This is a genomic window from Bradyrhizobium sp. P3_C3, assembly GCF_056402655.1.
In genome coordinates, this window is record NZ_JBFUGY010000042.1 from 23605 (window position 1) to 45184 (window position 21580).

A 21580-nucleotide genomic window follows, 5' to 3' on the forward strand; every position below is an offset into this window, starting at 1 on the left:
GTATGCCCTCCCCCGTCCCGAAACTGCCGGTTAGCCTCGCGGCCAATCCAAAGCTGTCGTCCTGGGTGCGGTTTAGCGGCGAAGGCGGTGTCGCAATCTCGCCCGGCAAGGTCGAGATCGGCCAGGGCATCGTCACGGCGCTGGCGCAGATCGCCGCAGACGAGCTCGACGTCGATATCGGCAGGATCGAGCTGATCCGCGCCTCGACGGCGGCCAGCCCGAACGAGGGTGTCACCTCGGGCAGTCTTTCGGTCCAGCAGTCCGGCCGCGCGCTGCGACACGTCTGCGCCGAGGTGCGCCAGCGCTTCCTCGCAGCCGCATCGGAGCGTCTCGGCGTCGATGCGGCGCTGCTCGATGTCGATGACGGCACGATCTCGGGTCCCGGCAACGTCAGGACCAGCTATTGGGAGCTGGCTGGCGACGTCTCGCTCGACCGCGACGCCACTGCGGGCGCCGTCGCGAAGCCCGCTGCCACACGCGATGTCGCCGGACATTCGGTCCAGCGGGTCGACATTCCCGACAAGGTGTTTGCGCGACCGCGCTTCATTCACGATTGTGCATTGCCGGACCTGGTGCACGGCCGCGTGCTGCGGCCTGACATCTCGGGTGCCAGGCTGATCGCGCTCGACGAGACGGCGGCGCGCGTCGTTCCCGGCCTCGTCGCGATCGTCCGCGACGGCGGCTTTGCCGGCGTGGTTGCCGATAGCGAGGCTTCGGCGGAAGCCGCACTGAAAGCCTTGCGCAAGGGCGCAACCTGGTCGGCCGGCGAGCCGTTGCCCAACGAAGACGATCTCGCAGGCTTTCTGAAGAGCCAGCCGGCCGAAACCACCGTCATCGACACCAGAGCAGCGGCAACGACGAAGAAAGCTGCGCGCACCCTCCGCCGGCAATACACCCGTCCCTACATCGCACACGCCTCGATCGCGCCGTCCTGCGCCATGGCGCAATGGGACGGCGAGCGTGTCCATGTCTGGACACACAGCCAGGGCGTCTATCTGCTGCGCGCCGATCTTGCGATCGTGCTCGAGCTGCCGGCCGAGAACATCGTCGTCGAGCATATGGAGGGGGCCGGCTGCTACGGGCACAATGCGGCCGACGACGTCGCGCTCGATGCCGTGTTGCTGGCGAAAGCCGCCGGCGGCCGCCCGGTGCGGGTGCAGTGGTCGCGCCATGACGAGATGTCTCATGCGCCGTTTGGCGCAGCGATGGCCATCGAGATCGAGGCCGACCTCGATGCGAACAGCGAGATCGTCGGCTGGCGCCATGCGATCTGGAGCAACGGTCACGCCGCCCGGCCGGGACGCGCGGCACAGCCGGCGCTGCTTGCGGCGACCGAGATCGCGAACCCCTACCCGCGCATGATCTCGACGAATCCACCGGCCGCCAATGGCGGGGGCGGCGACCGCAACTCCGTTCCACTCTACGACCTTCCGGCCTGGACCATCACGAGCCACCGGCTGCTGACGATGCCGGTGCGCACGTCGGCGCTGCGGACCCTGGGCGGGCAAGGCAATGTGTTCGCGATCGAATCCATACTCGACGAGATCGCGGTCCTGCGCGGCGAGGACCCGATCGCGTTCCGCCTGCGTCATCTCCGCGACGAGCGCGCCAGCGACGTCATTCGCGCCGCGGCACGGCGCGCGCAGTGGAAACCGCAAAAACAGTCTGGCATCGGCCACGGCGTCGGCTTCGCTCGCTACAAGAACACGGGCGCCTATTGCGCCGCGATCGCCGAGATCGAAGGCACCGACGACATTCGCGTCCGGCGGTTGACGCTTGCGGTCGACGTCGGCGAGGCCATCAATCCGGACGGCGTCATCAACCAGATCGAGGGCGGTGCGATCCAGGCCACGAGCTGGGTGCTGAGGGAGCGCGTGCGCTTCGATCGCACGCACATCACGTCGACATCCTGGACGGACTATCCGATCCTGACCTTCAGCGAGGTGCCGGCGGTGGATGTCGAAATCATCCAGCGGCCGGAGATCGAGCCGGTCGGCGCCGGCGAGGCCGCGCACGGTCCCGTGACGGCGGCGATCGCCAATGCGGTCTACGATTGCCTCGGCGTGCGCGTACGCGACCTGCCGATCACGCGCGACAGGATCATCGCAGCCATGGAGCTTGCATCGTGACGACAGTGACCATTTTGAGCGGCGGCGCGGCGCAAGGCCTGGTGCGCGGCCTCAGCGAGCCCTTCAAGGTGCAGACCGGCCTCAGTATCGACGGCGAGTTCGGCGCGGTCGGCATCATGGCCGACAAGCTGCGCGCCAGCACCCCGGCGGATCTCGTGATCCTGACGCAGGCGCTCCTTGCGAAGCTCGCCGCGGAGAAGCTCGTCGTCCCCTCCTCGATCGCAGATATCGGCCGGGTCGAGACCGCGCTGGCGGTCCGCAACCGCGATCCGAAAGTCACGGTGAAGACTGAAGCCGATCTCCGCGAGGTGCTGCGATCCGCGGATGCCATCTACGTTCCAGACACCAAAGACTCGACCGCGGGACAGCATGTCGCAAAAGTGCTGGATCAGCTCGGCATCGCCTATGAGGTCGCATCGCGTCTCAAGATCTTTCCGAACGGAGCGACCGCGATGCGGGAGCTTGCGTCGTCCACCGCCGCACGGCCAATCGGATGCACGCAGGCGACCGAGATCATCGCGACCGACGGCATCGCGCTATCAGGGTCGCTGCCGCCGGGCTGCGAACTGGTGACGATGTACACGGCCGGCGTCACGGCGCGGGCCGCACACCCGAAGGAGGCGGCCGCGCTGATCGCACTGCTGACCGGCGCAGACCGGAAGGAGCTGCGCCGGAGCATGGGCTTTACCGGCTAGGTGCCGACGGCCGCCTTATTTGTGCAGCTGGGTGAGACCGGTCGGCGGCCCGTCGACCGCGGTCCAGCCGCCGTCGACGAACAGCGTGCTGCCGCTGACATAGCTCGCGGCATCCGAAGCGAGGTAGGCCACGGCGGTCGCGACCTCGTCGGCGCTGCTCCAGCGGTTGAACACGGTGTGGCCGGCGTAGAGATTGTAGATGTCGGGCCGCTGCTTGAACGGGCCGGTCAGCGCGGTCTCCGCAATGCTCGGCGCGATCGCGTTGACGCGGACGCCAGCGTGGCCGACCTCTGAAGCAAAACCCTTCACCAGCAGGCCGATCGCCGCCTTGGTCGAGCCATAGACGCCAAGACCGGGCTCGATGGTCACCGCGCGCACCGAGGAGCAGGCGATGATGCTGCCGCCTTTCTGCTCGACCATGATGCGGCCGAAGGCCTGGAAGAACCAGACGGTGCCCTTGATGTTGAGGTTGAGGACGCGGTCGAGATCCTCCTCGGTGTAGTCGAGGATGGTCTTGCGGATGTTGAGCCCGGGCGTCGTCACGGCGATGTCGAGCCGCGAGAATTTCTGCATCACGATCTTGGCGAGCGCATTGACGTCAGCAGCGCTCGCGGCGTCGCAGCTGGCTGCTTCCGCCCAGCCGCCCTTATCGCGAATTCCGGCTGCCGTCGCCTCGGCGGCGTCAAGCGCACGATCTGCGCAAACGACGCGGGCGCCGAGCCCGGCCAGCGCCTCGGCCGACGATTTGCCGATGCCCGAGGCGGCGCCGAGCACCACGGCGGTCTTGCCGGTGAGATCGAAGAGCTTGCGATAGTCAGTCACGAACGGATTCTCCCTGTTGCTGCTATCCCTTGTAGCCCATCAGCAGGCGGGGCAGCCACAGCGAGAACGCGGGGACGTAGGTCACGAACATCAGAGCTGCGATCAGGGCGGCATAGAACGGCAGGATGGTGCGCATCACCGCGCCAACCGAGATGCCGCCGATAGCGCAGCCGACGAATTGCGTCGTTCCGACCGGCGGGGTGTTCAGCCCCAGCGCGCAGTTGATCAGCATCAGCATGCCGAACTGCACTGGGTCCATACCGGCCTTCATCGCGATCGGCAGGAAGATCGGGGTGCAGATCAGGATGGTCGCCGCCATGTCCATGAAGGTGCCGAGCACGAACAGGATGACGTTGATGAGCAGGAAGATGACCCAGGGTTGCGACGATACCTTGCTCATGAGGTCACCGGCGAAGTCGGCGACCTCGTAGAGCCCCATCAGATACTGGAACATGGTGGAGACGCCGATCAGCAGCAGCACCACGCCTGTCGTCTTCACGGCCTTGGCGGCAGCCCGCAGGAAGTTCGGCAAGGTCATCGTGCGGTAGATGAAGAACGTCAGCAGGATCGTGTAGGTGACCGCGACGGCTGCGGATTCAGTTGCCGTGAAGACGCCGGACAGGATGCCCGCCAGGATGATGCCGACGATCAGCAGGCCGGGCAGCGCGGCCGCGAACGAGCGGAAAACCTCGGCCCAGCCCGGGAACTTGCCGGCCGGATAGCCGCGCTTCACCGCGACCGCGTAGGCGGCAACCAGCATGCACACCATCAGCACGAGCGCCGGCAGGAGGCCGGCCGCGATCAGCGCGCCGATCGAGACCTTGCCGCCCGCGGCGAGCGCATAGATGATCATGTTGTGGCTGGTCGGCATGAGCGCGCCCACCAGAGAGGCATGGGTGGTGACGTTGACGGCGTAGTCGGTATCGAACCCTTCCTTCTTCATCATCGGGATCATCACCGCGCCCATCGCCGACACGTCGGCCACGGGCGAGCCGGAGACGCCGCCGAACAGCGTGCAGGCGACCACGTTCGACATGCCGAGCCCGCCGCGGATGTGTCCGACGAGATTCTTGGCAAGCTGCACGATCTTGTCGGCGACCCCGCCATGCAGCATCAGCTCACCGCTGAAGACGAAGAACGGGATGGCCAGGAAGGAGAAGATGTTCATCCCCGACATCATCTGCTGAAAGATGACGGCGACCGGCAGGCCTTCGTAGAGGATGGTGCAAATCGCCGAGAGGCCGATCGCGAAGGCGACGGGTACGCCGAGGATCAGGAAGCCGAAGAAGGTCGCGCCGAGAATGATCAGTTCCATGAGGGGACGACCTCTTCGCCGCGCAGGAGCGCAATGATGTGCTCGATTGAAAAGGAGACGATCAGGACGCCGGAGGCGATCAGCGGGACGTAGCGGATGACCTCGGGGAGCCCGAGATTGGGGATCTTCACGGTTCCGACCGACGCTCCGAGGATCCAGCCGTTATAGGCCATCGCAATGCCGAACACGGCCACCAGAACGTGGATCACGAGCTCGATCTTCTCTCGCAGATGATCCGGAAGCATCACCAGCAAACTGTCCATGCCGATGTGTCCGGCGTCGCGAACGCCGACGGCGGCGCCGATCAGCGTGACATACAGGATCAGGACCAGCGCAAGGTTCTCCGTCCAGGTCGGGCTGGAATTGAGCACGTAACGTCCGAACACCTGGTAGAACACGATGGTGACGATGACGAGCAGGCCGGTCACGGACAGATACATGCCGAGGCGAGCAACGACGGCATTGATCCGCGACAGCAAGCCGGTCGACGGTCGGCCGGTTACCTCCTGCTCGTGGCTTGCGACATGTGGGTCTGTCATCGGCGTCTCCTTGCGCGTCCCCTTCGCGAGGGTCCGGTGCCGCCTCGCGGCGACGCCGGACCCGACGCTGTGGCCCTACTTCGTGTCCTGGATCCGCTTGACGAGGCCCTTCAGCTTTTCGTCACCTGCGAACTTGTCGTACACCGGCTTCATCGCGTCGACGAATTCCGCCTTGTTGGCGATCGTGACGACCTGAACGCCGGCAGCCTCGACGGTCTTGCGCGAGGCCTGCTCACGCTCGTCCCAGAGCTTGCGCATGACGGGCACCGATTCCTTGGCCGCCTTGCGGATCATCGCCTGATCCTCCTTGCTCAACGTGTCCCAGACCGTCTTGGACATCACGAGAACTTCCGGCGCGAGCGAGTGCTCGGTGACGTTGTAGAACTTGGCGGCCTCGAAGTGACGCGAGGATTCGTAGGACGGCCAGTTGTTCTCGGCGGCGTCCACGAGGCCGGTCTTGAGCGCGGTATAGACCTCGCCATACGGCATCGGTGTCGGGTTGGCGCCGAGGCTCTGGATCATGCCGACCCAGAGGTCGGACTGCTGGACGCGGATCTTCAGGCCCTTGAGGTCGGCGAGCGATTTGACCGGCGCCTTGACGGTGTAAATGGACCGGGCGCCGCTGTCGTAATAGGCAAGGCCGATCAGGCCCGCGGGCGCCATGGACGCCAGGATTTCGTCGCCGATCGGACCATCGAGAACCGCGCGCATGTGCTGCGTGTCCCGGAACACGAAGGGCAGGCACAACGCGATGGTCTCGGGCACGAAGTTGTTCAGCGGCGATGCGTTGATCCGCATCATGTCGAGCGCGCCGATCTTCAGCTGCTCGATGGTGTCCTTCTCCGAGCCCAGAGCTCCGTTGGGAAACACCTTCACACCGAGCTTGCCGCCGCTCGCGGCTGCGAGCTGCTTGCCCATGAACTTGACGGCTTCGACGGTCGGATAATCGACGGGGTGGATGTCGGCCGAGCGGAAATCGCGTGCGGTCGCCAGCGGCGCTGAGACCGCCAGTACGGCGGCTGCGATGATGCCGGTGAGTGTCTTCATCTGGGGCTTCCTCCTGAGTTAATTATGTCGTTGTCGGGCCGATGCTGCAGGCCGCCTTGGGTCGCTCCACTTCAGGTGTAAAGTCAAGCGTTACAAACGCACCACCTTGGTAGGATTGCGCGGCGGAGTCGAGCGGATTTGACTGGTGGATGATCACGGCGAGGGAAGGTGCGAGCTTCATCGCGCCCTCCCCGGCGGCGACTTGCACGGCAGGTGCCGGCTTCCCTTTAATCCCGCCTCGCCGTCGGCCAATGCCGGACGCGAGGTGACGATGCTCGTCATATCCATGGACGTTCCTCTGGTTTTAGAATCGACCGCTATTGGTTGCGGCTTGGAGGTGCAGACGTGACGGTCGCCCCATCCTTGTGCGATGCGCGCTGATCAGCGCGATGTCGCCAACGTCGTCCCTAGGGCGGGCGGCATTCTGAGTCCAAGCCAAATCCGGCATCGATCAATGCTGGAGTTGCATCGATCGGTCATGCATCACTTCGAGGGCGCGACCGGCGAATGGCCCCGTTTTTCCGAAATCGCCTGCACCGGGGCGTTACTTGACGCCACAGGGAGAGCCCGCCCAAGATGCGCCGAAACTGAACATCGCGAGGAAATTCCCATGCCGCGGAAGCTGATCGATATTTCCGTGCCGCTCAGAAACGACGTGACGGCCGATCCGCCGGGCAATCACCCGACGATCCAGTATATTGATCACCAGCAGGGCCTGCCCCGCATGCTGCAGTTCTTCGACGGCCTCAAGGCGGAGGATTTGCCAGATGGCCAGGGCTGGGCGGTCGAGCAGGTCTCGCTGTCCACCCACAACGGCACGCATCTCGACGCGCCCTGGCACTTCCACCCGACCATGAATCGCGGCGAGCGGTCATGGACGATCGACGAGGTGCCGCTCGAATGGTGCCTGCAGCCCGGCGTGAAGCTCGACTTCCGCCACCTGCCCGATGGGTACGTGGTGACTGCCGACGATGTCGAGAAGGAGCTGAAACGGATCGGGCACACGCTGTCGCCGCTGGAGATCGTGGTCGTCAACACCAGCGCCGGCGCCAAATTCGGCCAGGCCGATTACGTCAACTCCGGCTGCGGCATGGGCTATGAGGCCACCATGTACCTGCTCGAACGCGGCGTGCGGCTGACCGGCACCGACGGCTGGAGCTGGGACGCGCCGTTCGTCTACACCGCGAAGAAATATGCCGAAACAAAAGATGCCGGCCTGATCTGGGAAGGTCACAAGGCGGGACGACACATCGGCTATTGCCATCTCGAGAAGCTGCACAATCTCGACAAGCTGCCGTCGACCGGATTCACGGTCTCATGCTTCCCGGTAAAGATCGAGCGAGCGTCCGCAGGGTGGACCCGAGCGGTCGCCATCGTCGACAATCAGGTCTGATGCCTCACTCGCCGTCGAGGCCGCTCGCGGCGAGGTCGCGCAACGCATCGGTATCCAGCACGACGATGGCGCCGTGCTCGAGACGGACCCAGTTGCGGCCGGCCCAGGCGCGCAATTGCTTGTTGATGCTCTCGCGCGTCATCCCCACCATCTCGCTGATCTCCTGCTGCGTGATGGCGAGCGTGCCGCTTCCGGAGTCGAACTTGCGCTCTTCGGTGAGACCGAGCAGCGCGCTCGCAAGCCGGCCCGGCAGATTTTGCAGGATTACCTGCTCGACCTGCTGGCTGGTCCAGCGCAGGCGCGCGCAAAGCAACTCGATGAATTTCATCGCCAGCGCCGGCTGGCTCTTCACGAATGGCAGGAAGTCGCGACGGTCGATGATGTAGAGTTCGCAATTGGTGTTGGCAGTCGCGTCGGCCGAGCGCGGCGCGCCGTCGAGAACCGCGATCTCGCCAAAGATTTCTCCAGGACCGATCAGATTGAGAATAGCGTTCCTTCCATCCGGCGACGAAGAGGAAATCTTCACTGTTCCCGTGATCACGGCGAACAGGTTGTTGCCGGGATCGCCCTTGGCGGCGATCGTCGCACCGCGCTTCACCGTGGTGTGCTTGGCGTAGCGGCAGAGCTGATCGAGCGCATCTGGCTCCAGATCCGCGAAGATCGGGTGCTTGCGCAGGACCGATAATTTGTTGCCCGCCGCTTGTCGGGGGTCGCCGGTCTTGTCCTGAGGCACGCCGCTCGGCTCCTAAGACTGCGAGGCACTGGAGTTCCTGCGTAGTCAACGTTAGCAGGCTTTTCAACCGGAAAGCATGTGCACGGTTTGAGCCAAATACGGCGAAAATGCCGCGGTCGGGCGCCAAAGCGGCATCCGGGGGATGAGCCAATGTGTCCCGGTCGATGCAGAGTTGCACTATCGCGCGCACCATTGCGTTGAGGCGCTGCCGCCGGCCGCGAGCTGGCCGTGGAAGCCTCCGCGGCAAGCACGGTAAAACGCGATTGTGATCTCAGGACCGTCAGTGCTTGGCCTCCGAATCGGGCCGACCTGCGCTGGTTTGCCGGTCTGCCCATGCCAAAGCCCCGGCGAATGTGACAAAAACGACCACGACAGCGATCGTCACCAGCAGTGCGTCAGTCGGCATGATGCCCTCCCCTGTTATTTTGGGCATTATTGGCGGCGCACGACCGCCGTCATTGATTGGGATCAAAATTGGCGAGCGCCGGATCAGGCCGCAGCCAAGGCCTCGACCTTCGCCGGATCGAGCAGGCTGATGCCGCCTTGAACGATCTCGATCACCCCATGTCGTTCCAGCTTGGTGAAGGTGCGACTGACGGTTTCGATGGTCAGGCCGAGATAATCGGCGATGTCCTGACGACTCATCGGCAGCTGAACCGTGTCCGACGCCCCCTTCAGCGAGAATAGCCGCTCGCGCCAGGCGAGCAGAAACGTCGCAACTTTCTCGTCCGCCGATCGGCGGCCGAGCAGGACCATGTGGTCGCGCGCCTGGCTCAACTCGCGAATCGCCAGCTCGTTGATCCGCCTGAGCAGATGCGGCCGGCTCTCGACGAAGCGGCCGAAGGGCGCCTTTGCGAACTGGCACAGTGTGACGCCACCGATCGCATCGGCCGAAAAATTGTGACGGCCGGAAATATTCATCCCCAGGAAATCGCCTGGTAACGCAAATCCCACGATCTGCCGCCGACCGTCGGGCAACAGCTTGTAGAGCCGCATGACGCCGTCGAGGAGATTGTAGAACGAGGTCGTGGTGTCCTCCTCGGAGAAGACGGTCTCGCCCCCCTCAAAGAGGACGAGGCGTCCCAGATGCTCGAATTCCCTGAGCTCGGCCGGGTCCAGCGACGAACACACCGCGAAGTCGCGGACCGCACAATCGCTGCAGAAATGCCCGTTCGGCTCGATCGTCACCACGGAAGCCTTCATCTACCGCTCCAAGCACCGGCTGCCCCGCATCAGGCCGAGCCCACCGCGCGGGCTGCATTTTACTGCACTGCGCCAAAGCCGATTGACCCAGATCAATTTTGGCGGGCATGGCCGTCTTGTGCTGTTGCTAGACCGCCTGCACCGTCCAGCCGATCAGCTCCTTTGCAATGCGGGCGAAAGCTGTGTCGAACGCTGCGACCGCTGCGGCCGGCTCGACCTTGTCAAGCGTCTCGCTGGTCTCGACGAGGCGCGACGCCACCACCTTGCCGTTCTTGTCGACGATGCGTGCCGACAGTCCGATCTCGACCCGAGCCTCGCCTTCCGTGGCGATCCGGAAGCGCCTGATGTCGATCAGGAGCTGGTAGTCCGCCTGGCCGAGATCGCTCGTGCGCAACGGCGCGTGAACGATGTCGTAATTCTCAAAACTGTCGATCAGCCGCGCCTGCACCAGTTTTGGAATGCTGTCGGCCCAGAGGAATTCCGCAAAGCCCGGATTATCCCCGCTGGGTGCAAACAACATCCGCTGGGTCTGGAGCATCGCGACCGCGGTCGGCTCGGGAATCGCCAGTGACGCCGAAAGCGTCTTGCCGGCCGGCCCAAAATTCTGCGGCGTGCGCAGGTCGTAGGTGATCTTCTGCGCCGGCGTCCCGCCGCCGGTCATCTTTTCGAGGCCTGCCAGAATACCGTCGATTTTGCCGGTGTTGCGCGCGAGCCCGTCGGAGAATGTCTTGAGGTTCGCGATGGTGTCCTTCAGCGGACCGGAATTGTCCTCCAGCACGGTGTCGACCCGTCGCAGCGCATCGCGCGCAGCCTGCGTCATGCTCTGGCCTGCACCGGCTTCGGCGATCAGGGTCACGGGCTCGCCGGCCTTGGCAACGATCATGCCGCCCTCCAGCGTCACCACCGGCACGCCGGTCAGCCCCTGGAAATCCAGCCCGACCTTCGTGTCGGTACGCACGGGTGTCGTCGAGGCAACCGAGATCGTCGCATTGACAAAGCGCGGATTATCCGGCGCGAGGCCGATCTGCGTCACCTCGCCGACCCGGATGCCGTTGAACAGCACACCGGCACCGACCAGCAGGCCCGGCACCGGCCCCTGGAATTGCACATGATAGTTTGCGCGCGGCCCGATGCCGCCCGTGTTGTTCAGCCAATAGACGAAGCCGAACACCGCGAGGATAGCGGCCAGCACGAAGCTGCCGATCAGCACGTAGGGAGCGCGGGTTTCCATGTCTCATCTCATCTGGTGTTGCAGCATCTGCGAGCGCTTGCCGTGGAAATAGGCGCGCACCCAGGGATGCTCGGATTGCAGCAATTCGTGCATCGGGCCGATCGCCACGATCTTGCCGTCGGCGAGCGCGGCGACGCGGTCGCAGACTGTGGTGAGGCTCGCAAGATCATGGGTGACCATGAACACGGTGAGGCCGAGGGTCTTCTGCAGCGTCCCGATCAGCGCGTCAAAATCGCCGGCGGCGATCGGGTCGAGACCGGAGGTCGGCTCGTCCAGGAACAGGATCGGCGGATCGAGCGCGAGTGCGCGGGCCAGCGCCACGCGTTTGGTCATGCCGCCCGAGAGCTCGGACGGATATTTGTCGGCGTCCTGCGCCCGCAGCCCGACCATCTCGAGCTTGGCGATCGCGATCTCGTCCATCAGCTCTTGCGACAACACCAGATTTTCGCGCAACGGAAACTGGACGTTCTGCCGGACCGTCAGCGAGGAGAACAGCGCACCCTGCTGGAAAAGGATGCCCCATGTCGTGGCTGCGCCCTCCTTGCGACCGCCGACGGGCTGTCCCATCACGTCGATGGTGCCGGCCTGGCGTGGGATCAGGCCGATGATGGTGCGCATCAACACCGACTTGCCGCCGCCGGACGCACCGACGAGCCCTAGGATTTCGCCCCGGCGGACGTCGAGCGAGAGATGATCGAGCACGGTCTGGCGGCCAAAGCCGACCACGAGGTCGCGGACGCGGATCGCGAACTCCTCTTGCGACTGCTCCATCGTCACATTCCGATCGAGGCAAAGAAGATCGCGAAGAGGCCGTCGAGAACGATCACCAGGAAGATCGACTTCACCACTGACGTCGTGGTTTGCCGCCCCAGCGACTCGGCGCTGCCCTTCACGCGCAATCCTTCGCTGCAGGCGACGATCCCGATCACCAGAGCCATGAAGGGCGCCTTCAGGATGCCGACCTCGAAATGGGTGACGGAGATGGCCTCATGCAGCCGCGCGATATAGATCGCCGGCGCCATGCCGCCGTAGAATTGCGCGACCAGCCCTCCGCCATAAAGCGCCGCAACTGCCCCAATGAACGCGAGGATCGGCAGCGCGATGACGAGGGCTGCTACTCGCGGCAGTATCAGGACATGGACGGGATCGAGGCCCATGGTCGAGAGCGCGTCGATCTCCTCGCGCATCTTCATCGAGCCGAGCTCGGCGGTGTACGCGCTCCCCGACCGGCCGGCGACCATGATGGCGACGATCAGCACACCCAGCTCGCGCAGCACCAGGATTCCGACCATGTCGACAGTGTAGGACTCCGCACCGAACCTACGGAAATGAAAGAACCCCTGCTGGGCGATGATGGCACCGATCAGGAAGGTAATGAGAACGACAATCGGAATGGCCTGCCAGCCGATCCGGTAGAGCTGATAGACAAGCGATGTCAGCCGCAGCGAGCGTGGCCGGCGCAGCACGCCGATCACGGCGATGAACAATGCACCGAGCATTTGAAGAAAAATCGTGACGTCTTCGCGCGCGCCAACCGTGGATTTGCCGAGATCGCCGAGCCTGAGCAGGACCGGGTTTGGCGCGGCCGCAACCGCCGGGGTGTGGCGGTTGACCTGGCGCACCTCGTCCATCAGGCCGCTGAAATGATCGGCGACGCCGACGAATTCGGCCGATCTGCCGGATGATGCGGCCCGTCGCGACAGCTTCTCCAACACCCAGGCGCCGAGCGTGTCGAGCGCACTGACGCCGGACATGTCCAGCGTCACGGCGCTGGATCGATCGACATCGGCCCCGACCGAACGGGACAGCGTCTCGAGCGCCGAGACGTTGGCTGCCGTCCACGGCCCTTCCGGGCGCAATTTCAGCGCATCGCCGGAGGGCGTTGCCAGCAACAGCGGTTCGGAGTTCACGCATCCACCTCATCGGGACAATTGGCCCCCATTCAGCCGCCACTTCTAGGCCAGCATATGGCGGCCGGGTTGACCTGTCTCAACACCAGGACCGCGCGCCGTCCCTTGACGCAAATCAAGCGCGGCCGCGCCGCCGGGCCTTAGGGTCTCTTCCATTCAAGGGAGTTCTCAAATCCATGTTCAACAGCGACAGGATGAGCGAAGAACTGCGAGCGCTGAAGGTTGACGTCACGCGTCTGCTGAGCACCGCAGGCGAAGAGATGTTCGACAGCTCGAAAGACCGGACCGAGGCTCTGGCCGATCAGATCAAGGCTGCGCTTGCCGAGCTCGGAGAAACCGTCAGCGACGAGCAGGAGCAGCTTCAGCGCCTCATTGCGGAACGCCCGGTCACGTCGCTGGCCTCGGCTTTCGCGCTCGGCGTGGTCGTCGGCGTCATGCTGAGGAGTCACTAGGTGAACACGGAAAATGTCGTCAAACATCTGCGTGCACTGTGGCGCACCGACAGGATCATCGCGGACATCAGGCTGCGCCATCTGTTGATCGGTCTCGGCCTGCGGGCCTTCGCGGCGCTGATCGCGACATTCGGGCTCCTGATGCTGGAGCTGTCGGCCTATTTCGCCCTGGTCCAGATCTGGAGCGCAATTGCGGCGGCCGCCATCCTCGGCACCGTCAATTTCGCCATCGCGGCGATTCTCCTCATCGTTGCCGGCCGTCCTCCATCCGGCCGCGACATCGAGCTCGCCAATGAAATTCACGGCGCATCTATCGAAGCCTTGCAGCTCGAGGCGCGGGCGCTCCAAGCCCAGGTGTCAGGCGCGGTCCATCATCCGCTCAGCACGATTGTGCCGGTGCTGGTGCCGCTGATCGCGATCATCGTCAAGAGTCTGCGGAAAACGGCCACGGAATCCGCCGCATCGCGCGAAGCGCACTCGTGATCGGAACGCTCAGAGCTTGAGCCTGACGTCACAGAGGTCGGGCTCGGTCGAATCCGGCTTCACGTCGAAGCCGAGCTGGCGGCACATCTCAAGCATTGTGGTGTTCTCCCTGAGAACATCACCCGAGATGGTCTTCAGCCCCTCCGACCTCGCATAGTCGATGATCAACTGCATCAACGCCCATCCGAGCCCCCTGCCCTTGAGGTCCGACCGCAGCAGGATYGCATATTCGCCGCTCTCATAGACCGAGTCCGAATGGAGCCGGACCGCGCCGACCATCTCGCCGGTCGCTTCGTCGAATGCGATGAAGGCCATTGCGCGCGCATAGTCGAGCTGGGTCAGGCGCGCGATGAACTCGTGGGTGAACTCCTTCATCGGCGCGAAGAAGCGCAGGCGGAGGTCGTGCGCCGTGACGTGACGCAGGAATTCGTGGATGGTCGGCTCGTCCTCGGGACGCAAGGGCCGTACGAAGATGCGCCAGTCGTCCTTGAGCGCCAGGCGGCGCTCCCACTGCGACGGATAGGCCCGGACGGCGAAGTTGGCCGGGCCGGAGCCGGCGAATTTGCGCTGCGGCGGCCCCACCGCGACGCGGGCGTCGACCGCAGTCACGCCGGTCTCGTCCGCAAGCAGTGGGTTGATGTCGAATTCACGGATCTCGGGAATGTCAGCGGCCATCTGGGCGAGCTTGACCAACACCATCGCGACGGCGTCCTGCTCGACCGCGGGTACGTCGCGATAGGCCTGCAGCAGCCGTGATACGCGCGTGCGGCCGATCAGGTCGCGGGCGAGCTGCAGATCAAGCGGCGGAAGCGCCAGTGCCTTGTCGTTGATGATCTCGACCGCCGTCCCGCCCCGGCCGAAGACGACGACGGTGCCAAAGGTGGGATCGTCGGCAAGACCCAGGATCAGCTCACGCGCCTTCGCCTTGACGACCATCGCCTGCACGATGACGCCCTCGATGCGGGCTTCGGGACGGAGCTTCCTCGCCCGCGCGAGAATGTCGGTGGCAGCCGCGCGCACGGCCTCCGGCGTGGTCAGATTGAGGACGACGCCGCCGACGTCCGATTTGTGGACAATGTCGCGCGACATGATCTTCAGCACGACCGTGACGCCCTGCACGAACATCTCGCTGGCGTAGGCGACGGCCTGCTCGACATCGGTCGCAGCACGAGTCGGTACCATCGCGATATCATAGGCTCCGAGCAGGTGCTTGATCTCGACGGGATCGAGCCATTTGCGGCCGTCCGCGATCGCAGCGGCGACGATCTGCCTGGCAGCCCGGGCGTCAGGCACGAACGTGTCGGGCATCGCGGGAGGGACCTGGCTCAGCTCCTCTACGACCTCGCGATGCCTCACGAGATGCATGAAGCCGCGCACCGCATCATCTTCGGTCGGATAATTCGGAATGCCCGCGCCGGAGAGCGCCTGAATGATGTTCTGATCGGCTCCGACCCAAGCCGCCAGCACGGGCTTCGCCCATCGGCGCTGCTGCTCGCGATATTTGCCGACGAGCTCGGTCACGGTCGCGGCGATGTCGGCCGCCGGGGCGATCGCGGTCTGCACGTTGAGGACGAGGACGGCATCATTATCAGGGTCCGCGAGCAGCACCTCCAGCGCCGCCGCGTAGCGCGATGCATCGGCATCACCGACGATGTCGACGGGATTCGCACCGGACCAGGTCGGCGGCAGCACCGCATCGAGGCTCTTGCGCGTCGCGGCCGAGATGGACGCCGGGATTCCACCAAGGTCCACCAGCCGATCCACGGCCAGGACACCGATGCCGCCGCCATTGGTGAGGATAGCGAGACGCTTTCCCGCCGGCGGCTCGACGCGACCGAGCGTCTCGGCGCAATCGAACAGCTCGCGCAGATCGGAGACTCGCAGGACGCCCGCACGGCGGAACGCGGCATCATAGACGGCGTCGGCGCCGGCGAGCGCGCCCGTATGGGTTGCCGCGGCTTTGGCACCCTGCGCCATGCGGCCGGACTTGACCACGACGACCGGCTTCACGCGCGCCGCGGCCCGTGCCGCCGACATGAACTTGCGCGCGTCCTTGATGGCTTCGATATAAAGCAGGATCGCGCGGGTCTTGTGATCCATCGCGAAATGGTCGAGCAGGTCGGCAATATCGACATCGATCTGATCGCCGATCGTGACAATGCCGGAGAACCCGACGCCGCGCTGCGCAGCCCAATCCACCATTCCGGCCGCGATCGCGCCGGACTGCGAGATCAGCGCGAGGTTGCCCGCCCCCGGCATGTGTGCGGCAAAGCTGGCATTGAGGCTGACGCCGGGCATCATGATGCCGAGACAGTTCGGCCCAATCAGCCGCATCCCGTATTTGCGTGCCGCAGTGATCGCGGCCTCGTGCAGGGATCCCGGTCCGTGACCGAGGCCCGCCGAGACGATCAGCGCGCCGGCCGAGCCGCGACGTCCGGCCTGGTCGATGATGCCGGGAACCTCTCGCGCCGGCGCGGTGATGACCACGAGCTCGGGCACGAAGTCCAACCTGTCCAGACTGCCCACCGCAGCGATGCCGCCGATCTCGGCGTGGCGCGGATTGACGAGGCCGAACCGACCCTTGAACTCGGCCTTGTGAATGTTCTCGAGAACGGCGCGTCCAACCGAGACCGGGCGGGCGCTCGCGCCGACGAGCGCAACCGAACGCGGCGACAGCAGATTCTTCAAGCGATAGGTTGACATGGAAGCATATGCGCCCGGTCGTTGGCGGTTCCGATGGTTGACGATCGGCCGATAAACTGGCGATGCGCCTAGTGCGAGATCATAACCCAGCACGGCGGCTGGCCAATGACGGTCTTTGTCACACCACCCCAGACGATCTCGTTCAGGCGTGAATGATGGTAGGCGCCCATCACGATCGCATCCATGGCATGGGAATTCGCCCAGCTTCCGAGCACCTTGCCGATCGAGCTGCCGCCGCCCTTCGTCGTTTCGAACGAGGCGTAGACCCCGTGTTCCCTCAGATGGTCGACGAGCGCGGTTCCGGATTGCACGACCGCATCGGCCTTGTCGTCCGCCACCGTGACCACCCGGACGGATGCCGCAGCCTGAAGAATGGGCAGCGCGTCGCCGACCGCCCGCGCGGCACGGGCTGAGTGATCCCAGGCGATCATGACGTTCTCGAACTCCGGTCGCAGCTCGTCCACATGCTGTTCCGGGCAGAGCAGCAGCGGCCGGCCGGATTCGAACAGGAGCGTTTCGATGATGCGCTCCGTTCGACTGTCATGCGGCCTCACGGGGACCAGCGTCAGATCGCTGAAGCGGGCATGCTCGGCCAGGATCGACGCGATCTGGTCCGCCGGCACCTTACCCGATCGGCTTTGGGCGCGAATGTTGGCGCGGGAGGCTGCATTGGTGAAGGCGTTGAGGAGTTGCTGCACGTCGCTTACCTCACGCGAACCGCTCGCCTCCGCGGAATCCAGATCGCCAGGGCTGATGACCGTCGGTCGCGCGAAAACATCTTCCTCGAGCGCGAGCGCGGTGATCCTGGCGCCGAGGTCGGCGGCGACAGCCACGCATGTCGCGATCGCAGCGAGGGCCGGCCCGCGCGGTTGGCCGACAAGCGGCAGAAAGACATCCTTGATGGGCATCGGGATTCTCCTTACCGGTCAGGATAAGCCACCTTTCGCCGGGAAGCTTGATCCTCCTCAAGGCGGGAACACCGCGCAGCCAGCCGACGACAGACTTTGACCGATGTCAAGGACTGGCCCCGATCCGCCTCTAGGAGTTAGCCTGCTGCCTCACCGCCGATGCATCTGGATTTGCTCGCAGAGATGACGGACGATTCTGCAACCCAGGAACGGGTCTTCCAGGCGCTGAGCGCGCGTCCCGGCGTGAAGCGGATCGACACGCACGCAGCCTCGGTGCTTCTGGACGGGACACGCGCGCTGAAGATCAAGCGGGCTGTCAAATTTCCATTCCTCGACTATTCGACGCTCGAAAAGCGCGAGGCGGCCTGCGAAGAGGAGATCAGGATCAACCGGCCGCTCGCGCCGCAAATCTATCACCGCGTCGTGGCGATCACGGAGGAGCCGGATGGATCGATCAAGATCGACGGTCGCGGCCGGCCGGTCGAGTATGCGGTCGACATGTCCCGCTTCGACGAAAATCGGACGCTGGACCATGTGGCAAAAGCCGGCCCGCTGGATGCAGAGCTCGCCCCGGACATCGCGGATGCGATCGCAGCATCGCATGCGAGAGCGCCCGTCGCGGACGGCACCGCATGGATTGCCTCCATTCCTGAGCTGATCGATGGCAACAGCACCGGGCTGCTCAATGGCGATCATTTCGAAGCCGCCCAGATCGAGCAACTCTGCGAAGCCTCGCATCAGGCATTCCTGCGCGTCCGCGCTACACTGGAACAACGCGCGCGCCACGGTTTCGTGCGCCGCTGTCACGGCGATTTGCATCTTGCCAATATCGTGCTGATCGACCGGCAGCCTGTCCTGTTCGACGCGATCGAATTCGACGCGCAGATGGCGACCGTGGACATGCTCTACGATCTTGCCTTCACGCTGATGGACCTGCTGCGCCATGACCAGCCGGTCGCGGCCAATGCCGTCCTGAACCAGTATCTGATGACGGCGCCCGGCGAAACGCTCGACGCCCTGGCGGCGCTGCCACTGTTCATGTCCATTCGCGCGGCGATCCGTGCGCAGGTGGCGCTGGCGCGACTGAGGCGGCCTGATGCCGACGGCCCCGGCACTCTCGGCGAGGCGCGCCGCTATTTCGAGCTCGCCCAGGCTTTGATTCATCCCCCCGCCCCTCGCCTGATCGCGGTTGGCGGACTGTCGGGCACCGGCAAATCCGTGCTCGCGCGCGCGCTGGCGCCCGCCGTGGCGCCACAGCCGGGCGCCGTCGTGCTGCGCAGCGACGTCATTCGCAAGCAGCTGTTTCAGGTGGGACACACCGAACGGCTACCGCCGTCCACGTACCGGCCTGACGTGACGGCACAGGTCTACGAGGTGCTGATGCAGCGCGCCCGCCAGGTTCTGGCGCAAGGCCATTCGGCAATCGTCGACGCCGTCTTTGCGCGTGAGTCCGAGCGAGACGAGATGGCCGCCCTGGCACGCGAGTGCGGCGTACCGCTCAATGGACTATTCCTCGTCGCCGACCTCGCCACCCGCAAGGCGCGAATCGGCGGTCGCCGGGGCGACGCGTCCGACGCCACGCAAGAGGTTGCCGCGCAGCAAGAGCACTATAATATCGGCCATGTCGGTTGGGCGACCATCGATGCATCCGGGACACAAGCGCAGACGCTCCAGAACTGCCGCGACGTAGTCGCTGAGGGCAAATAAGGCAATCCGATTGGCGCGGGCTAGGATGGCGCGACCCACCACGAGTTCGATGGCGACCGCTCGCGCCAAGCCTGCGGCGCGGCGCAATGTTCTGCCCGGCCGCCTCAGCCCCGGCATGGCCTGCGACACCGCGTTCCGGATCATCGCCCGCCGCCACCTCGATGCCGTCCTCGCCCAGCACGATGGCACCTGCCACGGCGATCCGGAGGCGCTGCATCAGATCCGGATCGCACTGACGCATCTGCGCACCGCCATCCGCTTCTTCTCGCCCATGGTCGACGATGCCCTGCGGCCGAATGTCTGGGCCGAATTGAAATGGCTGAACAGCCAGCTCGGCATGGTGCGCGACCTCGACGTGGCGATCGAGCGAGTTATCGCCGAGAGCGGGGGCGAGCTTGACGTGATCGCCGAGCTTCAGCATTGGGACGAGAAGCGCGCCGAGAGCCACCGCCTGCTGGCGCGCGCGCTGCAATCGGCGCGGTATCGCCGTCTTGTCGAGCAGACCTCGGCCTGGATCGAGAGCGGTCCTTGGTCGACCCGGCGCAGCAAGGAAGCCATCCGATTGCGCCGCTGCCCGCTTGCCGACCACGCGACGGCGCAGCTCACGGAATGGGAAACGGCGCTGCTCAGGAAGGCGCGGAAACTGCGCAAGCTCGACGTCGAAAAACGGCACAAGCTGCGGCTCCTCAACAAGCGGCTGACCTATTCGATCGAATCGCTGGAGGATTTGTTTGCAGACGAATCGCTGACCAAACAGAAGTCGATCCTCAAGCAATTGCGCAAGGCGCAGAAGTCCCTCGGGCAATTGAACGACGATGCGCGAGGGCAAACCCTGGCAGCGTCACTGAACGAGGCCGTCCCAGAGGCGGGCATTCGCTTCCTCAACCGGAAGCGTCAAAAGAAGCTGTTGCGGACCGCCTCGAACGCCTACCGGAAACTGGACAAGGCCAAGCCGTTCCGCTCCTCCGACCTCGCCCCGAATGCAGAGCCCGAGGATTAGGTGCGACCAGCTTGACTTGGGTCAAATCAGCTTCCTGCCGGTGACCTAAGCTCCACACATCGATATTCGTGTGAACTTGCGGAGCTTCCCCATGCGCGCCCACCAGATCATGACCCGCTCGGTCATCTCGGTTGCCCCCCACACCAGCATCGTCGAGGCGGCAAACATCATGCTGAAGCGGCACGTCAGCGGCCTCACCGTGGTCGACGATGCCGGCAAGCTGGTCGGCGTGGTCTCCGAGGGGGATTTCGTCCGCCGCAGCGAAATCGGCACCGGGCGCAAGCGAGGCCGCTGGCTGCGGTTCATCCTCGGCCCCGGCGCATCCGCCAGCGATTTCGTCCACGAACATGGCCGCACGGTCTCGGAGGTGATGACCGCCTCGGTCGTGACCATCACCGAGGATACGGCGCTCGCGGAGATCGTTGATCTCATGGAACGGAACAACGTAAAGCGGTTGCCGGTGGTGCGCGGCGACAAGGTCGTCGGCATCGTCTCCCGCGCGAATCTGTTGCAGGCGGTGGCGGGGCTCGCCCGCGAGGTACCGGATCCGACGGCCGACGACGATCACATTCGCGGCCGTATCATCGACACCATGGAGAAAAACGACTGGTGCCCGTTCGGACTGAACGTCATCGTCCGGGGCGGCATCGTTCATCTCAGCGGCGTCATCACCGAGGAACGCGCGCGTCAGGCCGCCGTCGTTGCGGCGGAGAACGTCGAGGGTGTCAAGAAGGTGCACGACCATCTGTGCTGGGTCGACACCGTATCGGGCGTCTATCTGAATTCGCCCGAGGACGACGATCTCGCCAAGGCCAGCTAGGTGCGAACCAAAGGCGGCTTAGCGGGGAATGACGGCGGTGGCTTCGATCTCGACGCGCGCCGCCTTCTCGACGAGGCGGACGACCTGCACCAGTGCCATCGCAGGATAGTGCGCACCGAAGGTGGCGCGGTAGCTCTTGCCGAGCTCCCTCAGGTTCGCCAGGTATTCGTCCATGTCGACGACGTACCAGGTCAGGCGCACGAGGTGCTCGGGCCGCGCACCCGCCTCCGCCAATATCTCGGCGATGTTGCTCAGGGCTTGGCGCACCTGCGCGACAAAGCCGTCCGCGAGACGCTCCTCGGCGTCCCAGCCGATCACGCCGCCGGTGACGACGATGCGTCCCTCGGCGGCCATGCCGTTGGCATAGCCTTTCGGTAGCGGCCAGCCAGACGGTTGGAGCACCTGCGCCCTGGAGCCGGTTTCGTCCTCGGCTGCTGTCGGCAGCACCGCGAGGTGCGGACCTTTCGGCGTCGTCACGGACAATTCTTCA

General features: G+C 64.8%; 22 protein-coding genes. 8 read left to right on the plus strand and 14 right to left on the minus strand.

The window, feature by feature from the left end:
• The first annotated feature begins 2 nt into the window (after nucleotides 1-2).
• Both AC1DW2_RS34555 and AC1DW2_RS34560 read left to right on the plus strand, forming a co-directional pair.
• Nucleotides 3-2129 (plus strand): xanthine dehydrogenase family protein molybdopterin-binding subunit, encoded by a 2127-nt coding sequence (locus tag AC1DW2_RS34555; protein ID WP_477008240.1) that lies wholly within the window; start codon nucleotides 3-5, stop codon nucleotides 2127-2129.
• Nucleotides 2126-2824 (plus strand): molybdate ABC transporter substrate-binding protein, encoded by a 699-nt coding sequence (locus AC1DW2_RS34560; protein ID WP_439035315.1) that lies wholly within the window; start codon nucleotides 2126-2128, stop codon nucleotides 2822-2824. The genes AC1DW2_RS34555 and AC1DW2_RS34560 overlap by 4 nt, the downstream gene beginning before the upstream one ends.
• Nucleotides 2825-2839: 15 nt before the next feature.
• Here AC1DW2_RS34560 and AC1DW2_RS34565 read toward each other — a convergent pair whose 3' ends face one another.
• The 5 genes from AC1DW2_RS34565 to AC1DW2_RS34585 all read right to left on the minus strand — a co-directional run bounded on the left by AC1DW2_RS34565 (nucleotide 2840) and on the right by AC1DW2_RS34585 (nucleotide 6728).
• Nucleotides 2840-3646: an SDR family NAD(P)-dependent oxidoreductase gene (locus AC1DW2_RS34565; protein WP_247303232.1), complete on the minus strand. Its 807-nt coding sequence runs from the start codon at nucleotides 3644-3646 to the stop codon at nucleotides 2840-2842.
• A 22-nt stretch (nucleotides 3647-3668) separates the two neighbouring features.
• Nucleotides 3669-4961 carry a TRAP transporter large permease gene (locus AC1DW2_RS34570; protein ID WP_014493780.1) on the minus strand — a complete coding sequence of 431 codons (1293 nt, stop codon included), beginning with the start codon at nucleotides 4959-4961 and terminating at the stop codon, nucleotides 3669-3671.
• Entirely contained in the window at nucleotides 4952-5500 is a 549-nt protein-coding gene (locus AC1DW2_RS34575; RefSeq protein ID WP_014493779.1) for a TRAP transporter small permease, read from the minus strand. Before AC1DW2_RS34575 ends, AC1DW2_RS34570 begins: the two co-directional genes overlap by 10 nt.
• A 75-nt stretch (nucleotides 5501-5575) precedes the next feature.
• A complete protein-coding gene (locus AC1DW2_RS34580) occupies nucleotides 5576-6547 on the minus strand; it encodes a TRAP transporter substrate-binding protein (RefSeq protein WP_439035316.1) in 972 nt (323 codons plus the stop codon).
• Nucleotides 6548-6569: 22 nt separating this feature from the next.
• Nucleotides 6570-6728, minus strand: a complete 159-nt coding sequence (locus AC1DW2_RS34585; RefSeq protein WP_439035317.1) for a hypothetical protein — start codon at nucleotides 6726-6728, stop codon at nucleotides 6570-6572.
• 429 nt (nucleotides 6729-7157) lie between these two features.
• On the opposite strand from AC1DW2_RS34585, the gene AC1DW2_RS34590 reads away from it, so the two are divergent.
• Entirely contained in the window at nucleotides 7158-7940 is a 783-nt protein-coding gene (locus AC1DW2_RS34590) for a cyclase family protein (RefSeq protein WP_028149679.1), read from the plus strand.
• Nucleotides 7941-7944: 4 nt separating this feature from the next.
• On the opposite strand, the gene AC1DW2_RS34595 is transcribed toward AC1DW2_RS34590, so the two are convergent.
• From AC1DW2_RS34595 to AC1DW2_RS34620, 6 genes are all read right to left on the minus strand, one after another.
• Complete coding sequence (locus AC1DW2_RS34595; RefSeq protein ID WP_028149678.1) at nucleotides 7945-8673, minus strand: Crp/Fnr family transcriptional regulator; 729 nt, start codon at nucleotides 8671-8673, stop codon at nucleotides 7945-7947.
• Between the two features lie 280 nt (nucleotides 8674-8953).
• The gene (locus tag AC1DW2_RS34600; RefSeq protein WP_256376474.1) at nucleotides 8954-9079 is read right to left on the minus strand and encodes a hypothetical protein; all 126 of its coding nucleotides are present in this window, start codon (nucleotides 9077-9079) and stop codon (nucleotides 8954-8956) included.
• Nucleotides 9080-9162: 83 nt separating this feature from the next.
• Nucleotides 9163-9876, minus strand: coding sequence for a helix-turn-helix domain-containing protein (locus AC1DW2_RS34605; protein WP_477008230.1), 714 nt, complete (start codon nucleotides 9874-9876; stop codon nucleotides 9163-9165).
• A gap of 127 nt (nucleotides 9877-10003) precedes the next feature.
• Complete coding sequence (locus AC1DW2_RS34610; protein ID WP_439035318.1) at nucleotides 10004-11107, minus strand: ABC-type transport auxiliary lipoprotein family protein; 1104 nt, start codon at nucleotides 11105-11107, stop codon at nucleotides 10004-10006.
• 3 nt (nucleotides 11108-11110) lie between these two features.
• Nucleotides 11111-11878, minus strand: a complete 768-nt coding sequence (locus tag AC1DW2_RS34615; protein ID WP_167768084.1) for an ABC transporter ATP-binding protein — start codon at nucleotides 11876-11878, stop codon at nucleotides 11111-11113.
• Between the two features lie 2 nt (nucleotides 11879-11880).
• The gene (locus tag AC1DW2_RS34620; RefSeq protein ID WP_135215101.1) at nucleotides 11881-13017 is read right to left on the minus strand and encodes an ABC transporter permease; all 1137 of its coding nucleotides are present in this window, start codon (nucleotides 13015-13017) and stop codon (nucleotides 11881-11883) included.
• 176 nt (nucleotides 13018-13193) lie between these two features.
• Between AC1DW2_RS34620 and AC1DW2_RS34625 the strand changes: the two genes are divergently transcribed.
• Together AC1DW2_RS34625 and AC1DW2_RS34630 are read left to right on the plus strand one after the other, a co-directional pair.
• Nucleotides 13194-13469 (plus strand): hypothetical protein, encoded by a 276-nt coding sequence (locus AC1DW2_RS34625; RefSeq protein ID WP_354134238.1) that lies wholly within the window; start codon nucleotides 13194-13196, stop codon nucleotides 13467-13469.
• Complete coding sequence (locus AC1DW2_RS34630) at nucleotides 13470-13952, plus strand: phage holin family protein (protein ID WP_439035319.1); 483 nt, start codon at nucleotides 13470-13472, stop codon at nucleotides 13950-13952.
• 9 nt (nucleotides 13953-13961) lie between these two features.
• Here AC1DW2_RS34630 and AC1DW2_RS34635 read toward each other — a convergent pair whose 3' ends face one another.
• Both AC1DW2_RS34635 and AC1DW2_RS34640 read right to left on the minus strand, forming a co-directional pair.
• Nucleotides 13962-16655, minus strand: a complete 2694-nt coding sequence (locus AC1DW2_RS34635; protein ID WP_477008231.1) for a bifunctional acetate--CoA ligase family protein/GNAT family N-acetyltransferase — start codon at nucleotides 16653-16655, stop codon at nucleotides 13962-13964.
• Nucleotides 16656-16723: 68 nt separating this feature from the next.
• The gene (locus AC1DW2_RS34640; RefSeq protein WP_135215105.1) at nucleotides 16724-17563 is read right to left on the minus strand and encodes a universal stress protein; all 840 of its coding nucleotides are present in this window, start codon (nucleotides 17561-17563) and stop codon (nucleotides 16724-16726) included.
• 183 nt (nucleotides 17564-17746) lie between these two features.
• Between AC1DW2_RS34640 and AC1DW2_RS34645 the strand changes: the two genes are divergently transcribed.
• The 3 genes from AC1DW2_RS34645 (at nucleotide 17747) to AC1DW2_RS34655 (ending at nucleotide 21090) form a co-directional block, all read left to right on the plus strand.
• Nucleotides 17747-19270, plus strand: coding sequence for a bifunctional aminoglycoside phosphotransferase/ATP-binding protein (locus AC1DW2_RS34645; RefSeq protein WP_354126133.1), 1524 nt, complete (start codon nucleotides 17747-17749; stop codon nucleotides 19268-19270).
• A 25-nt stretch (nucleotides 19271-19295) separates the two neighbouring features.
• Complete coding sequence (locus tag AC1DW2_RS34650) at nucleotides 19296-20270, plus strand: CHAD domain-containing protein (protein ID WP_135215107.1); 975 nt, start codon at nucleotides 19296-19298, stop codon at nucleotides 20268-20270.
• 91 nt (nucleotides 20271-20361) lie between these two features.
• Complete coding sequence (locus AC1DW2_RS34655; RefSeq protein WP_439035324.1) at nucleotides 20362-21090, plus strand: CBS domain-containing protein; 729 nt, start codon at nucleotides 20362-20364, stop codon at nucleotides 21088-21090.
• An 18-nt stretch (nucleotides 21091-21108) separates the two neighbouring features.
• On the opposite strand, the gene AC1DW2_RS34660 is transcribed toward AC1DW2_RS34655, so the two are convergent.
• Nucleotides 21109-21567 carry a RidA family protein gene (locus tag AC1DW2_RS34660; protein WP_354123911.1) on the minus strand — a complete coding sequence of 153 codons (459 nt, stop codon included), beginning with the start codon at nucleotides 21565-21567 and terminating at the stop codon, nucleotides 21109-21111.
• Nucleotides 21568-21580: the final 13 nt, after the last annotated feature.

Coding starts and splice junctions, on each gene's coding strand:
- AC1DW2_RS34605 (WP_477008230.1), bottom strand. CDS start 9,876: ATGAAGGCTTCCGTGGTGACGATCGAGCCGAACGGGCATTTCTGCAGC.
- AC1DW2_RS34645 (WP_354126133.1), top strand. CDS start 17,747: ATGACGGACGATTCTGCAACCCAGGAACGGGTCTTCCAGGCGCTGAGC.
- AC1DW2_RS34575 (WP_014493779.1), bottom strand. CDS start 5,500: ATGACAGACCCACATGTCGCAAGCCACGAGCAGGAGGTAACCGGCCGA.
- AC1DW2_RS34555 (WP_477008240.1), top strand. CDS start 3: ATGCCCTCCCCCGTCCCGAAACTGCCGGTTAGCCTCGCGGCCAATCCA.
- AC1DW2_RS34625 (WP_354134238.1), top strand. CDS start 13,194: ATGTTCAACAGCGACAGGATGAGCGAAGAACTGCGAGCGCTGAAGGTT.
- AC1DW2_RS34640 (WP_135215105.1), bottom strand. CDS start 17,563: ATGCCCATCAAGGATGTCTTTCTGCCGCTTGTCGGCCAACCGCGCGGG.
- AC1DW2_RS34655 (WP_439035324.1), top strand. CDS start 20,362: ATGCGCGCCCACCAGATCATGACCCGCTCGGTCATCTCGGTTGCCCCC.
- AC1DW2_RS34585 (WP_439035317.1), bottom strand. CDS start 6,728: ATGAAGCTCGCACCTTCCCTCGCCGTGATCATCCACCAGTCAAATCCG.
- AC1DW2_RS34600 (WP_256376474.1), bottom strand. CDS start 9,079: ATGCCGACTGACGCACTGCTGGTGACGATCGCTGTCGTGGTCGTTTTT.
- AC1DW2_RS34615 (WP_167768084.1), bottom strand. CDS start 11,878: ATGGAGCAGTCGCAAGAGGAGTTCGCGATCCGCGTCCGCGACCTCGTG.
- AC1DW2_RS34570 (WP_014493780.1), bottom strand. CDS start 4,961: ATGGAACTGATCATTCTCGGCGCGACCTTCTTCGGCTTCCTGATCCTC.
- AC1DW2_RS34590 (WP_028149679.1), top strand. CDS start 7,158: ATGCCGCGGAAGCTGATCGATATTTCCGTGCCGCTCAGAAACGACGTG.
- AC1DW2_RS34610 (WP_439035318.1), bottom strand. CDS start 11,107: ATGGAAACCCGCGCTCCCTACGTGCTGATCGGCAGCTTCGTGCTGGCC.
- AC1DW2_RS34650 (WP_135215107.1), top strand. CDS start 19,296: ATGGCGCGACCCACCACGAGTTCGATGGCGACCGCTCGCGCCAAGCCT.
- AC1DW2_RS34580 (WP_439035316.1), bottom strand. CDS start 6,547: ATGAAGACACTCACCGGCATCATCGCAGCCGCCGTACTGGCGGTCTCA.